Consider the following 15960-nt stretch of genomic DNA (forward strand, 5'->3'; position numbering starts at 1 on the left):
CAAAACTAACTATTTTTGTAATGTGCAACAATAAAAAACACCACAGATATGAAAACTAACATTTCTATTCGCCAAAACTCTAATCATTTTTACTTAATCGGATTATTGAGTTTATTGCTAACTTCGTGTGGTTCTTACCAAAATTCATCTTATCATGATAATGACGGTGTATATGGTAACTCATCAAACAGCTACGTGCAGTCTAATTCAAACGGCACGAACAATCAATACAAAGAATATTTCAGATCTATGCAAGATGACAATCAGCCAACTGAAATATTTACAGACGTAGACAATTACACTAATTACGCAGAAAACGACACCACTCAGACTGCATCTGTAGGCTATCCGGCTTGGGGAAGCAGTAATTCTGAAGTTTCCGTAAATGTATACTCAGATCCAATGTGGTCATTCGGATTCGGAATGGGATATCCATACTACGGATGGGGTTACGGTGGTGGCTGGGGCTGGGGATACCCAGGAGGCTACTGGGGAGGTGGCTGGGGTTATCCAGGCTACTGGGGACCAGGCTGGGGATGGGGTTATCCAGGATATTGGGGCGGCGGTTATTACGGCTACAACAATTACAACTACACCTACGGAAGAAGAGGTTCTGCAGCTTATTATGGCAACAGAAACTACAGCTCAGACAGAGGAGGATATATGTCAAGCAGAGGTTATGCTTCTAACAGAAGTTACAACTCTAATAGAAACTACACCACTAACAGAAGTAGCTATACTACAAATAGAAATTACACAACTAACAGGTCTAGCAACGGTTACACCGATTTCAGAAGAACTTCTACAGTAAACGGAAGAACATCAACTCCAACATTTACAAATAGAAGATCCACTTCAAATGGTTCAGACTACAGCACTTATAGCAACAGAAGATCTTACAACAACAATAATAGTAGCGGAACTACAAACAGAAGTTACACTCCTAGCAGCAACAGCAACTCATCTAGAAGCTACAGCCCTAGCCCATCACGTTCAATGAACAATAGCGGAGGCGGAAGCATGAGATCGTCTGGCGGCGGAGGCGGCGGTGGAGGAATGAGATCTGGCGGCGGTGGAGGAAGAAGATAATTTTTTCTCCCAATAATTTCGAACTAAAACTTATCAAAATGAAAAAAATACTATTCCTATTTATAACAGGACTAACTGTCAGCGCCTCATATTCTCAAGACGTTTCAGACGCGTTACGTTATGCTCAAGACAATATAACAGGAACGGCTAGATATAGAGCAATGAGTGGTGCTTTCGGCGCAGTTGGAGGAGATTTATCTGCTTTAAGCGTAAATCCAGCAGGTTCAGCAATATTCAACACAAACCAAGTTGGTGTATCTTTCAGCAATCAGAATATTAAAAACAATTCTAATTATTTTGGCACTCAGACTTCTGAGAAAGAAAACTCATTTATATTAAACCAAGCTGGAGGTGTTTTTGTTTTTAAAGATCGTAATCCTAATAATGGATGGAATAAAATTGCAATTGGCGCAATGTACGAGAATACAAACAATTTCAACAATAGTGTTTTTTCTGCCGGAACAAATCCAACTAATTCAGTTGACGGTTATTTCTTAGCTTATGCAAATGGCATTCCATTAGGAAGAATCACCAATAATCCTTATGAAGATTTGACTTATAGAGAACAGCAAGCGTTTTTTGGTTTTGATGGGTACGTAATTAATCCCGTTGCAGACAACCCAAATAACACCGCTTATATCTCTAACGTTCCTGCAGGTGGAAATTATCACCAAGAAAACGAAATTTATACGAGAGGCTACAACAGTAAAGCAAGTTTCAATATTTCAACTTCTTACAAAGAGAGACTTTATTTTGGAGCGAATCTTAATGTTCACGTGACAGATTATAGAAGAACTTCAAGTTTTTACGAATACAACAATAATCCTTTAGAAACTTACGAAACAATTTCAAATTTACGTTTCAATAATGAGCTTTACACTTACGGAAACGGATTCTCTTTTCAACTGGGAGCAATAGGAAAAGTAACAGAAGCTCTTAGATTAGGTTTATCTTACGAATCAAATACTTGGTACACTCTTTACGATGAAGTTTCACAAAGCTTATTCACAACAACTGAAACTAGTGCTGGTGACACATTTGACAATCCTGTTAATCCAAATGTTGTAAACGTATACGATTCATACACTTTACAAACTCCTGACAAATGGACTCTTAGTGCAGCTTATGTTTTTGGAAAATCAGGTTTAATAAGCATTGACTATTCTACAAAAAACTACGGAAACAGCAAATTCAAACCAACTAACGATGATGGATTTAGAGGCGTAAACGCTGACATAAGCAGCGCTTTAAAAAGAAACGATGAACTTAGAATTGGTGCAGAATACAAAATCAACCAATTAAGTTTACGCGGCGGATATCGTTTTGAAGGAAGTCCATACAAAAATAAAAATACAATAGGAGATTTAAACAGCTTTTCTGGCGGTTTAGGATATGATTTTGGAGGAACAAAATTAGATCTAGCTTATTCTTACGCTCATAGAAAATCAAATCAAGGATTTTTCTCAACAGGTTTTACAGACGGCGCAAACATTAATTCTAAATTGAACAATGTAACGCTTACCTTATTATTCGCATTGTAATTAAAATTAAATAGATTAATGAAAATTTCCGTCAGGTTTTTTACTTGGCGGATTTTTTTTAATCATTATTAAAGCTTTTTCCACACACTAACTTCATAAAAAACAGCTAAAACAACTTTAAAACTAGTGCTGTTTGAATAAAAAAAGTGTAATTTTGCACTCCAATTTATAAAAGTATGAGAACCAAGTCTTTAAAAAAGAACAAAATTAACGTAATCACTCTTGGGTGTTCAAAAAATGTTTATGACAGTGAAGTCCTTATGGGACAGCTGCGTGCTAATGGAAAAGAAGTTGAACATGAAGCTCCTGCAGAAAAAGAAGGAAACATTATTGTAATCAACACTTGTGGTTTTATTGACAATGCAAAAGCAGAATCAGTAAATATGATTTTGGAATATGCTGACAAAAAAGACAGAGGACTTGTTGACAAAGTTTTCGTTACAGGATGTTTATCTGAACGTTACAGACCAGATTTGGAAAAAGAAATTCCAAATGTGGATCAATATTTTGGAACTACAGAATTACCTCAATTATTAAAAGCACTTGGAGCAGATTATAAACATGAATTACTTGGAGAACGTTTAACAACAACTCCAAAAAATTATGCTTATTTAAAAATTGCTGAAGGTTGCGACAGACCTTGCAGTTTCTGTGCAATTCCTTTAATGAGAGGCTCTCACGTTTCGCAACCTATTGAAAAACTGGTAAAAGAAGCACAAGGTTTAGCAAAAAATGGCGTAAAAGAATTAATCTTAATCGCTCAAGATTTAACTTATTACGGACTTGATCTTTATAAAAAAAGAAATCTTGCCGAACTTTTAGAAGAACTGGCAAAAGTTGAAGGTATTGAATGGATTCGTTTGCATTACGCCTACCCTACTGGTTTCCCGATGGATGTTTTAGAATTAATGAAACGCGAGCCAAAAATCTGTAATTATATTGATATTCCGTTACAGCATATTTCAGATTCTATTTTGAAATCAATGCGTCGTGGAACTACTCAAGCTAAAACGACTCAATTATTGAAAGATTTCCGTGCAGCAGTTCCAGGAATGGCAATTAGAACAACTCTTATTGTTGGTTATCCGGGAGAAACTCAAGAAGACTTTGAAATTTTGAAAGATTTTGTTCAAGAAATGAAATTTGACAGAATGGGATGTTTCGCTTATTCTCATGAAGAAAATACTCATGCTTATTTATTGGAAGATAATGTTCCAGATGACGTAAAACAAGCGAGAGCAAATGAGATTATGGAATTGCAATCTCAAATTTCTTGGGATTTAAATCAGGAAAAAGTTGGCAAAGTATTCAGATGTATTATAGACAGAAAAGAAGGCGCACATTTTGTTGGAAGAACAGAATTTGATAGTCCAGATGTTGATAATGAAGTTTTAATCGATGCCTCTAAACATTACGTAAAAACTGGAGAATTTGTTAATATCAAGATAATAGAAGCAACAGAATTTGATTTATACGGAGAACCTGCTTAAATTTACACTAAACAATTGTTAATCTTAGATAAAATACTTTTATGAAACCAATTCAAACTTTATTTATTTTAGTTTTTAGCTTATTCTGTTTCTCCGCTTCTGCTCAGTATGGAGGTTACAACAATGGCTATGGTAATGGTTATGGAAACGGCTACGGAAGAGGTGGCGGAATGGGAATGGACAGAAGTATGATGGGAGGACAACAGCAAGGTACTCCAAGCAAACCTAAAGAAACTCCTCCTGAAGAAACTGCAGCTATAGTTGTTGAACAAATGAAACCTCAAGTAAATCTTGATGAGCTACAAGCAATTGCAATTACAAATGTTTTAGCAGAAAGCATTAGAGAACAAGGTATTTTACTAAAAAACGAAAGCAGTAGTCAAGATCAAAAAATTGAGCAAATAAAAGCTTTACGAGAAAGTACAGATAAAAAAATTAACGCATTCTTAAATCCAGATCAAGTTGAGAAATACAAGACTTTTATGGATACTTTGAAAGAAGTTAAGAAAACTAAATCTAAAAAGAAAAAAGATAAAGATTCAAAAGACTCAAAAGATTCTAAAGAAGTAAAAGAAATTACAGATACGAAAATCTCTGAATAATCGTTTAAACTTATAAAACAACGTATTATGACAAAAAAGCTTTTTTGTTATCTGCTTTTGGCTGCCATTATCAGCTCTTGCTCTACAAATCCGTATAAAAACACGGAAAAAGCATATGACCAGCAATTAAAGACCTTAGAGAATCAAATTACAAATAAAGAAGCAAAACCAATTCCTGCCACTACAGTTGTGATTGACACTTCATATGCGCAACAGTTGAGAATTGTAAAAGATACTTTATCTAAAACAAACTCAACTTATTTACAAAACGGAATTAACACTGAATGGATCGGAACTGTAAATTTCAACTTAAGAAAACCAAGTTTTGTTATCATTCATCATACTGCTCAAGATTCTCTTCAGCAGACAATTAATACTTTTACAAAAACAAAAACACAAGTAAGCGCACATTATGTGATTTCTGAAAATGGAAAAGTGGTACAAATGCTTAATGATTATCTGAGAGCATGGCATGCAGGAAATTCTACTTGGGGAAAAACAACCGATTTAAACTCTTGCTCTATCGGAATTGAATTGGACAATAACGGTTTTAAGCCTTTTACAGAAGCACAAATTAGCAGTTTAGTTGCTTTGTTAACCAAATTAAAAAAGGATTACAACATTCCGACTCAAAACTTTTTAGGTCATGCTGACATTGCTCCGGGTAGAAAACAAGACCCAAGTGCTTTATTTCCTTGGAAAACACTTGCAGAAAAAGGATTTGGAATTTGGCCAGACGAAGTTTTAGAACCAGCACCATTCGATTTTAAAATTGAACCAGCACTTAGAATTATCGGCTATAACACCAAAAATTTGACCGCAGCAATTCAAGCTTTCAAATTACATTATATTCAAACTGATGCAACGTCAGTTTTAGATAGAAAAACAATTGACACGATTTATTCGATTTACAAAAAACAGGTTCAATAAATAAAATTGATTCAAAATATAAAAACGCATTTCTACAAAAATAGAAATGCGTTTTTTTTAAATCTTATTCTATTTTGCTTTCTATATATCTATTAATAATAAACTATAAATCCTCTTATGATTTTCATTATTTGAAGTAGATGCACTGCGGTGCGCCTCTACAGATAGATATTTGAACTGAAAATACAAGAATAACATCCGAAGCAAATCTTCAATATATATACAATATAACTAGACTTTTATAGCCATTAAAGCCCAAACAACTAACAACTAACAACTAACAACTAACAACTAACAACTAACAACTAACAACTAACAACTAACAACTAACAACTAACAACTAACAACTAACAACTAGAAATAAAAAAGCTGCCAAAACATTAGTATGTTTCGACAGCTCCAAAAAAAAAAAAAATATCAATCTTTATCTCTAGAAAGAGTATGTTGTAGCAATTAATCCGTAGAAGTTTCCTCCTGTTGGCATTACATCTTTATCTACGAAAATATCTTCAGATGCAGCGTCGTATCTTAACTCTGGGATGATTGTCAGTTTTCCAACTTTAAAGTTTAAAGAAACAGTATTTGCAAAAACACTTGATCCAGCTAATGTTCCAAGACTTGGAGCAGCATCTTTAGCATCAAAGTACTCCATTCTGTAAGCCAAAAGCAATGACGGACTGAAAGAGTAGTTTGCATATCCTACGATAGAAAACCATTCTCCATCTAAAGTGCTGTCAAAATCATTTTTAGTTTTAGCGTAAGTTGCATTTAAACCAAGTGCAAAACTATCGCTGATTGTTTTAGATGCTGTTAAATCAAACTGTGTTTTGTTTTCATCTGAAACTGGAATTATACTTCCTGGAATCGGATTAGTACTTCCTGTTGTAAAGTTCAGGTAAGCACTTCCTGTATCTCCAATATACCCAACTTGTCCGATAAATGTTTTTTGATAAGATCCCGCATCCATTGCAGATTTGAAATCTGTTGGATTTGTAAGTCCTAACATCGCAGTAAATTTACCAGAAGTATATTGCGCTTTCAAACCAGTATTAAAAAATGGTCCGTAAGAGAAAGCGTAAGACATACTGTAGTTTTTGTTATCTACTGCATCTAACACTTCATATCCAATATGAGTTCCGAAACTACCTGCTACAAATTTGAATTCGTCTGTCACATTATATGTAAAATATAATTGTTTAATTAAAAATTTTGCACTTGCATCTTTATCCGGTGTTTCATTATATGAAAACTCTGCTGCTCTTTTTCCGAAACCTAAATCTACAAATACAGATGCTTTTCCGAAAGTATGACCTGCTTCAATAGATGCCATTCCTAATTCAAATGAATTCTGAGAGTTGGTAAAGCTCGTTAATCCATTCATTTGTTTTGAAAAATCATATTTATAATACGCATCAGCAGAACCTCCCCAAGTGGTTGCAGGTGGAGCGGCAGCTTCATCTTCTTGGGCAAAGGCAAAAAAACTTGTTAACATGGCGGTTAAAATGTAAAATGCTTTTTTCATGTTTTAAATTGGTTTTTAGTTATTAAATTGATTCTGGTTAGTTAATCTTTTATATATCTATTCAATAGTATAAGTCATTTCTAAGAACTTTCATTCGCCTCAAATCATCATCATTTTCATTAGCGAATTTATTAACTTTTGCATCATCAGAATAATTCAAAACTACTTTTTTGGCGTTTTGAGTAAAGAATTACGGATTACAAAAATTAATCTTCCAATAATCATTATTTCATATTTATCGATAATTGTTTTTGAAAATTCAATAACAAAATTTTAAGAGTTTTTTCAAAAATAACAGGGTAAAAAGCAAATTTTACTACAAAAACAAACATTAAACAACTAAAAAAAGACGACAAAAAATAAATACCCCATAAAAAATAGGGGTACATTAAAAAATAAAAACAAAAACCCAGAAACACAGAATAATCTAATCAAGGAAAAATAAAAAATATTCATCAAACACAATTCTTACAAAAATAGCTTTAGAAACTTACTTTTTTGGCTTGCTTTGAAAGTGCTTTTTCTCTAAAGGAAACACACTTGCAAAACAAAAAAAGCCTACTCAATAACTGAACAGGCTTTTAAAAAAAATTAAACCAACTTTTATTCCTTATTATACTTTCTCAAGTATTCTCGAACTTTAATTCCTGAGTCTTTTAAATCTTCCTCTTTCCATTTTCCTTCAGAATTGGCAGATTTCTTCAAAATAGAACATGTTTCATCTTTATCGGAAACTGACCAAGTTATCCAGCTGAGTTTTTTAGATTCCATCCAATCGATATAATCTTGCCAAGCTTTATAATCTAAAGGACCATCACCAGAAGCTTCCATTCCAGCCGATTCTGAAATAAAAACAGGTAAACCGCTTTTTATGGCTTCGTCTGTTCTATCTCTTAAATATTTCCCGTGAGTTGCTGCATAAAAATGCATCGTATACATTATATTAGTATAGCCAGTTATCGGATCTTCGGCAGGACGATCAATATCCTGATCCCAATGCGGACAGCCGACCAAAATAATGTTCTTAGGATCGTTTTCTCTTATAACTCTAATTATTTCTTCCGAATATGCATTTACCTCCTGCCAAGTTTCATAATCTGGCTCATTAAAAACCTCATATATAATATTAGGATACTTGGCATACTTTTTTGACATCTCGTCGAAAAACTTTTTAGCTTCTTTCAAATTGACATTATGACTGTGCCAATCGATAATTACATATATATCAGATTTAATAGCACCGTTTATAACCGCTTCTATTTTCTGTTTAGAAAATTCTGGATCTTTTATATAAGAATGATCCCCAAGTTCAATTCCCATTGCGGCGCGAACTACATTGCAATTAAAATCCTTTTTCAACCAGCTTACTGCTTTTTCGTTATAAAATCTTGGCCACAAACTATGCCAGCCAAAACTTAATCCGCGAAGAACAATAGGATTGCTATTTTTATCCACCAACTGCGTTCCTTGAACACTTAATTGTCCATGCTTTTTTACGAATTGTGCTTTGCAAACATTCGCAATCAGCAAAAAAGAAAAAGCAGCAAACCAAATTTTTGATTTCATAATGACAACTTTTTAAGGAATTAATTTTAATGTTATAACATCATGTGAAGCAATTTCTGAAGCAAAAACCTTTTTAGTATTTCCGACTTCTTTATTCTTCCACAGATCTTTTATTTTGAAAATTGTTTTAGAAAAATCCGCTTCATAACCAAAATCAACATCTTTAATGGTATTTTTCTTCCAATCAAAATTAATTTTTTTCGAAGTTTCAGTTCTATTTACAAAACTTACTGCCCAAGCTCCATCAGAAAGTGGTTTTACCCAAACTTCTACTCCATCTAAAATAGCATATTTAAAACCTTGAACTCCAAGTTTATCCTGATTTACAGCAAGCAATTCTTTATTTGTTAAAATTGCCAACGTTTCCTTAGACATTTTTCTATAATCATTTCCTGTAAACAAAGGAGAAGAAAGCATACACCACATCGCAAAATGGGTTTTATCTTCTGTATCATTCATTTCGTTTCCAACTTCCATCATATCAAAATCATTCCAATGATCTGGACCTGAATATTTACGAATATCTTTTCTCATATCAGCAATTTTCATAAATCCCCAAGACGACCAATTTTCCGGATGTTTAAATTCACAATCAAAACAAGGATAAATATCGCCTGAAATTCTCCAAAGATTTCCAATAGGTTTTCCCCATTCCCAAGGCTGATTATCTCCCCATTCGCAAAGGCTGAAAACAATTGGTCTTCCAGCAGTTTTTAGCGCATTACTCATTGTTGCGTAAGCTTCTTTTGCTGTAATTCCTTCTGTATTACACCAATCGTATTTTAGAAAATCGATTCCCAATTTCGCATAAAATCTTGCATCTTGATATTCATAACCTCTTGTTCCAGGATAACCAGCGCAAGTTTTTGTTCCTGCACAATTATATAAACCGAATTTTAAACCTTTACTATGAACATAATCAATTACCGCTTTCATTCCGCTAGGAAATTTTTCAGGATCTGGAACCAAATCACCATTTGCGTCGCGTTCGTGTGTCATCCAACCGTCATCTAATACTATATAATTGTAGCCCGCAGCAGCCAAACCAGAAGAAACCATTATATCTGCAGTTTCTTTTACCAGTTTCTCATCAATATTAGTTGCGAAAGTATTCCACGAATTCCATCCCATTGGCGGTGTCATAGCTAGGCCTTCAAATTTTCCAGCTTGCCGTTTATGTGTATTTCCTTGACTGAAACCTAAACTAGACAAACTTAAAGCGAGCAACAAAGCGATTTTTTTCATTTTACAAAAACTTAAATTATTATAAAAAGATGTTCCCTAATTTTTCAACTAGGGAACATCTCACAAACTAACTCAAAACAGAATCTTATTTTAATACAAATCCTAAATCATCAAACATCACAACATTTCCGCCGTCGTTATTAGATTCTTGAAAAGTAATCATACTTAAAGTTGTAGGATTTCCTAATTTATCAAATGGAATTTCCATGTAAACCCACGTTGTTGTTACCGGAATTACATAATTTGCACCTCCATTCATACTGAAATTTACCTGACCATTTTTAGCACCTTTCACTGCAATTCTGAAGGCCTTGTATTTAGACAAATCAACATTAAAGCCCCAGTTACCACCATCCCAAGCACCAAAAGTCCATTGCCAAGATTTTTCTCCTTGATAAGAATCTCCATCAAAATCAAAATTAACTCCTTTTCCTGCCCAAGGTCCACCCCATTGCATTCCATATAATTTATCATCGTATAAGGCAGTTCCAATTGCTTCTTTTGAAACCGCAGTACCAGAAATATTAGTTACGGCAAGATTTCTATAATCAGCATTTGCTGGAATTTTTACCACAATCTGTTCTAAAGTTGAAGAAACAATGGTAACCGGAACTTCTGGCAACGTAGCTGTTTTCGCTAACGTAACAACTGGATTCAAGAAATATTTACCTTTAATAATCACCTCATCGCCTGCTGCACAATTGATATAATTAAATCCTGAAAAAGTTGGAACTGGAGGCGCAACCGTAAAAGGCATTGTAACCGAACCATATTTAGTAACGATTTTTAACTCATTTGATGCATTTGCGTACGGCGTATTTTCGTCAATTAAAACAACTATATCTGTGTCTGTTACAAATGTTGGACGGAAATAAGTATCATAATCATTAAAGTAAATCTTCTCGGTAGTCAAAAAACCTTTTCCGTGAATGATATAATAATTCTTTGGATCTCCCACCGTTACAGGAGTAGACGGAAACATTTTTCCATCTTCATCGTAACCTGAACGTACAACGCTTTCTATAACTGGCGCTCCTCCCGAAGAAGATGCACTATCATCACTAGAGCATGAAGTAAAAAACATTAAAGAAAGCATTAATGCTATGCACGCTGCTAACGAAACAATTTTTAGATTTTTCATATTTATATTTTTAAAAATTATTTAAAAGTATATGGTGCTACTTCTTTTAATTTTGGATTTTTAATTAAATCATCAGCTGGATAAGGCAACAATAAATTTGTGGCAGATATCGTGATGTGTTTCTCATTTTGTTTATCACCTCTATTTTGAGCTTCTAAAATTGCTTTAGCTTGAGCAAACGGAAGACGTCCTAAATCAAAATAATAATCTCCTTCGCAAGCCAATTCCGCACGTCTTTCTTTAAAAATATCATTAAAAGAAATTGATGCTTTTTCAGATAAACCGGCTCTTTTACGAACTGCATTGTATGATTTTAGCGCATTTGCATCTGTTGTGCTTCCTGATTGAGATCCTAGCGTAGCTTCGGCATGAATTAATAATAATTCTGCATAACGCATCATGTAGCTATTCATACTGCTTTCTCCATTAAAAGGCGCGTTGAAAGGACCTGTTATTGGAAGATTTTCTTTTCCGATTACATATTTTTTCAAACCAGCTCCAGAATTTTGAGCTTCATTTGCTAATTCAAAAGTATAGCCTAAAAGCTTTGGCGAATCTACTGCCAAAGTCTGAGCGTAAGTTAAGTTTGGATAATAATCTCCTGGAAGCATAAAAGTTTCAATTCTTCTTCTATCTCCGTTCTCAAAAACATTCTTAATTAAATCTTGAGATGGCGCAATCTGACCAGAATAAGTAGTTTCTACCAATCTGTTTTCTGGAGCAAATAAAGTATTCGAAAAGTTTCCTTCAAAATAAGTTCCTGCACCTGTCCATTGCCAAGAAAAAATAGATTCTTCGTTGTTATTATTCTTTTGAAGCCATAAATCTGCAAATGATTTTGTTGGTAAAGCCTCACCTCCAAGTAATTTAAACTCTCCGCTATTAATTACTTCTTGAGCCATTGCTTTTGCTAAATCGTATTTCTTTTGATACAAATAAACTTTAGCTAAAAATGCTTTTGCAGATCCGCTAGAAACGTGTGCGTTAGCAGCATAATCAGATCCTCTGTTTTTTTGTCTCAAATTTGCAATTGCATATTTTAAGTCGTTTTCAATGAATTTGTAAACGTCTTCAATTGGATTACTAGGAATCACAAAATTCTTAGAATAATCTGCATTGTTCTCGATAATTGGCACATTTCCCCATAATCTTACCAAGAAAAAATAAGAGAAAGCTCTAATAAAATGCGCTTCACCCAAAGCATTATTCAATGCTTCTTTACTCACATTTGGACCAACACTTTGCGGAAGGTTACTAATGTAAGCGTTAGAATTTGCAATTGCTCCAAAACATGATCTCCATGCATCAGAAATAAAAGCTTGCGAATTAGTAAAACTCAAATCGGTAAACTTTCCAAAATCGTTATATTGGCTTGCATACATATTTCCAGAAATCACATCTGTAATACCATAAAAAGCCGATTTGTTCATATTAAACCAAACAATACCGTATAATCCGTTGGCAGCATTGTCTAGTTTTGTGTCCGAATCGTAATAATTACCTACAGTCGGCGCTCCTTCAGCAGGAACATCAAGAAAATCTTGAGAACAAGAAGAAGACATTAACATTAATAATGTCATAAAAACTGCGCTACTTCTTTGTATTATATTTTTCATCTTTAATTCGTATTAAAATTCAACATTAAAACCAAAAGTAATTTGTCTTGGAACAGGATAACGTCCATTATCGACACCAGACAGCAATGCATCTTGGTTAAAAGAACCAACTTCAGGATCGTATCCTTTATACTTTGTAAACGTGTAAAGATTTTGTCCAGAAGCATAAATTCTCAATCTTGATAAACTTAGTTTAGAGATCATTTCTGAAGGAAGTGAATATCCTAAAGTTACGTTTTGAATTCTTAAATATGATCCGTTTTCAATGTTGCGAGTTGATATAGCATTATTAATATGATCATAAGTTGAAGGTCTAGGAAGCGATGCATCTAAATTTGAAGCTGAATAAAAATCGGCAGCTTCAGTTAAATAGTTTGTTCCCATATAACTGTTCATCGTACCAGACAAACGCGTTAAGTTCATTAATTTATTTCCTGCAGTTCCTTGAAGGAAAATAGATAAATCAACATTTTTGTATTTGAAATTATTTGTAAATCCGTAAGTGAATTTTGGGTTTGGATTTCCGATTGGCACTAAGTCATTCAAATCAATAACACCATCATTATTTTGATCTTTATAAATAACATCTCCTTTTTGGAATGCTGGCTGTAAAGAGTTTGTTCCATCTTTTAAAACTACTCTATTTCCAGCTCCATCTGTGTGACCGTATTTTGTCAAATCATCATCAGATCTGTAAATTCCTAAAGCTTCGTAACCAATAAACGAACCAATCGGAAGACCTTCTGTAGTTCTCGAAACTGTAACTGTATTATAAGCAAGTGTATTCATTGTTTTCACAATATTCAAACCTGCCATATTTGTTACTTCGTTTACATATTTTGTAAAGTTCCCGCTAACATTCCAAGAGAAATTATCAGAGAATTTTTCTGTATAACCTAAAGTAATCTCAATACCTTTATTTTGCATACTTCCAAGATTAAAATACGGAGGATTTACACCGCCTTCATAATCTCCACCACCAGAAAGGTAATTGGGAAGCGGCACTTGGTACAAGAAGTTTTTATTTACTTTTTTATAAACATCAACCGTTGCAGTAAGCTTAGAACTGAACATATTAAAATCTAAACCAATGTTTGTTTGATCTTGTGTTTCCCATTTCAAATCTTTGTTTGGCGTATTTGCCGGAAGATAAGAAGTTCCCATTGGGCTATTTACTAAGTGTAAATTAGAATCGTACAAATTATTTCCGATTTGATTATTTCCTGTTTGTCCCCATCCAACTCTAATTTTGATGCCGTCAACGTATTTTCTTGTGCCTTCCATAAATTTTTCGTTAGAAATTTTCCAAGAACCACTTACAGAGCTAAAAACGCCCCATTTATTTCCAACAAAGAATTTAGAAGAACCATCTGTTCTAACAGAAGCTGTTAATCCGTATAAATCTCCATAATCGTAAACAACCCTTCCTAAATAAGAAGACAAAGTTTGCGTTCCAGAATAAACACCGCTTGTAACTGCTTTTGACAAATCTGAAGCCGAAAGTGATTTATCGTTATTGTCTTTATAGCCGTAACCAGTTATAGAATATCCTTCCCAGTGCGATCTGTTTGATTCTTGAACTGCCAAAACTGTGAAATTATGTTTACCAATTGTATTCTTATAAGTAAGCATGTTTTTTAAGTTCCAAGAATTTCCGGTTGATGGATTGTAATACAAGTTAGCATAGCTTTTTACCGCATTTCCTAAAGAATACATCGGATCAAAACGTTGTCCTAAGTTGTCATAGATATATCCACCCGCTTCAAATCGATATTCTAAACCTTTTACAATGTCAATTTGTGTGTAGAAATTACCAGAATAATTCTTTCTAACTAATGTATTTGATCCCAATAAAGAAGTCGCAACAGGATTTACAAAAGAAGTCTGTCCTCCCGCTGGCGGACCTGCAAACGCACCCGACAATTCTCTAACTGCAACATCTGGAGTTGCTAATAAAGAAGTTGCAACTACTCCATTAAATTGTCCGTTTAATGTTAATTTTTCATCTGTAATAGCTCCACTCACGTTTACACCAACTCTGATGAATTTATTTACCCTAGCATCTATATTAGATCTGAAATTATATCTTTTAAATCCAGATTCGATTACAATACCTTCTTGATTTAAAATTCCTCCAGAAATATAATAATTGATTCCGTCTTTACCTCCAGAGAAAGACAATTGATTCGATTTCATAATTCCAGTCTCATAAATCGCATCTTGCCAATCTGTTCCAGCACCTAGAATTTCCGGATGAGCAAATTCAGGACGCTTTGCAGTTGGATCATAAACATCTGCTAAAGCATTTTGATGAATAGCATATTGTTGTAAATTCATCGAATGCAATTTCTTAGGCAGATTACTAATCGAATAAGAATTTTCGAAAGTTAATTTTCCAGTTCCTTTTCTACCAGATTTTGTTGTTACAATTACAACTCCATTTGCTCCTCTTGAACCGTAAATTGCTGTTGCAGAAGCATCTTTTAAAATATCGATAGATTCAATATCATTAGGATTTATTAATGATAATGGACTTAAAGTAATATTTCCTGCATTTGAAAAGTTAGAATCTCCCGCTGCATTTCTTCCAGAAGTTGATGAATTTCTCGCATCTCCAGAAATTGGCACACCGTCAATTACGTACAAAGGCTCATTTGTACCTGTTAAAGAAGAAACTCCACGAATTCTTACCGAAACGTTACTTCCAGGCGCTCCAGAGTTACTATTTACGACTACCCCAGCCGCTTTACCTTGCATCATCTGATCGAAAGATGCCACTTTAAGATTTTCAATATCTTTAGAAGCAATACTAGAAATAGCGCTGTTTACATCTTTACGCTTTTGTGTTCCGTATCCAATTACAACTACGTCTTTTAAGTCTTCTGCATTAGATTTTAAAATTACGTTAATCGTTTTTTTACCTTCTACGGCAACCTTCTGAGTTGTGAATCCGATGAAAGAAAATACTAAAGTAGCATTTGGCGGAACATCAATAGAATATTTACCATCAAAGTCAGTAGAAACTGTTGTTTTAGAACCTGCAATAGAAATGTTTGCACCCGGAATAGATAATCCCTTTTCATCAGAAACAGTTCCTGAAACCTTTACCTGAGCTGTAATAAAATTACTTGTCAGCAACAAAAATAATATCAAAGGAACTGCTCTGTGGTTAGCTTTCCAATGAATAAAGTTAGTCATTAGTTTTTTCATAATAAATG

At 34.0% G+C, this 15960-nt stretch carries 11 protein-coding genes; 5 read left to right on the forward strand and 6 right to left on the reverse strand.

What is annotated here, in order from left to right; translation table 11 throughout:
• Positions 1 to 48: 48 nt before the first annotated feature.
• The 5 genes from NYQ10_RS21950 (at position 49) to NYQ10_RS21970 (ending at position 5652) form a co-directional block, all read left to right on the forward strand.
• Positions 49 to 1089 carry a hypothetical protein gene (locus tag NYQ10_RS21950; RefSeq protein WP_289878256.1) on the forward strand — a complete coding sequence of 347 codons (1041 nt, stop codon included), beginning with the start codon at positions 49 to 51 and terminating at the stop codon, positions 1087 to 1089.
• A 38-nt stretch (positions 1090 to 1127) separates the two neighbouring features.
• Positions 1128 to 2630 carry an OmpP1/FadL family transporter gene (locus NYQ10_RS21955; protein WP_289878257.1) on the forward strand — a complete coding sequence of 501 codons (1503 nt, stop codon included), beginning with the start codon at positions 1128 to 1130 and terminating at the stop codon, positions 2628 to 2630.
• Positions 2631 to 2806: 176 nt separating this feature from the next.
• The gene (gene rimO / locus NYQ10_RS21960; protein WP_229349212.1) at positions 2807 to 4120 is read left to right on the forward strand and encodes a 30S ribosomal protein S12 methylthiotransferase RimO; all 1314 of its coding nucleotides are present in this window, start codon (positions 2807 to 2809) and stop codon (positions 4118 to 4120) included.
• A gap of 41 nt (positions 4121 to 4161) precedes the next feature.
• Positions 4162 to 4722, forward strand: coding sequence for a hypothetical protein (locus NYQ10_RS21965; protein ID WP_289878258.1), 561 nt, complete (start codon positions 4162 to 4164; stop codon positions 4720 to 4722).
• 27 nt (positions 4723 to 4749) lie between these two features.
• Positions 4750 to 5652 carry an N-acetylmuramoyl-L-alanine amidase gene (locus NYQ10_RS21970; RefSeq protein ID WP_276172504.1) on the forward strand — a complete coding sequence of 301 codons (903 nt, stop codon included), beginning with the start codon at positions 4750 to 4752 and terminating at the stop codon, positions 5650 to 5652.
• A gap of 430 nt (positions 5653 to 6082) precedes the next feature.
• Here the strand turns inward: NYQ10_RS21970 and NYQ10_RS21975 are convergent, their stop codons facing one another.
• The 6 genes from NYQ10_RS21975 to NYQ10_RS22000 all read right to left on the reverse strand — a co-directional run bounded on the left by NYQ10_RS21975 (position 6083) and on the right by NYQ10_RS22000 (position 15952).
• Positions 6083 to 7174 carry an outer membrane beta-barrel protein gene (locus NYQ10_RS21975; RefSeq protein ID WP_289878260.1) on the reverse strand — a complete coding sequence of 364 codons (1092 nt, stop codon included), beginning with the start codon at positions 7172 to 7174 and terminating at the stop codon, positions 6083 to 6085.
• A 603-nt stretch (positions 7175 to 7777) separates the two neighbouring features.
• Complete coding sequence (locus NYQ10_RS21980; RefSeq protein ID WP_289878261.1) at positions 7778 to 8740, reverse strand: glycoside hydrolase family 5 protein; 963 nt, start codon at positions 8738 to 8740, stop codon at positions 7778 to 7780.
• 12 nt (positions 8741 to 8752) lie between these two features.
• Positions 8753 to 9985, reverse strand: a complete 1233-nt coding sequence (locus NYQ10_RS21985; RefSeq protein ID WP_289878262.1) for a glycoside hydrolase family 27 protein — start codon at positions 9983 to 9985, stop codon at positions 8753 to 8755.
• An 85-nt stretch (positions 9986 to 10070) separates the two neighbouring features.
• The gene (locus tag NYQ10_RS21990; RefSeq protein WP_289878263.1) at positions 10071 to 11126 is read right to left on the reverse strand and encodes a hypothetical protein; all 1056 of its coding nucleotides are present in this window, start codon (positions 11124 to 11126) and stop codon (positions 10071 to 10073) included.
• 17 nt (positions 11127 to 11143) lie between these two features.
• Positions 11144 to 12742, reverse strand: a complete 1599-nt coding sequence (locus NYQ10_RS21995; protein WP_289878264.1) for a RagB/SusD family nutrient uptake outer membrane protein — start codon at positions 12740 to 12742, stop codon at positions 11144 to 11146.
• A gap of 12 nt (positions 12743 to 12754) precedes the next feature.
• Positions 12755 to 15952, reverse strand: a complete 3198-nt coding sequence (locus tag NYQ10_RS22000; RefSeq protein ID WP_289878265.1) for a SusC/RagA family TonB-linked outer membrane protein — start codon at positions 15950 to 15952, stop codon at positions 12755 to 12757.
• Positions 15953 to 15960 lie beyond the last annotated feature (8 nt).

The organism is Flavobacterium johnsoniae, from assembly GCF_030388325.1.
GTDB classification, from domain to species: domain Bacteria; phylum Bacteroidota; class Bacteroidia; order Flavobacteriales; family Flavobacteriaceae; genus Flavobacterium; species Flavobacterium johnsoniae_C.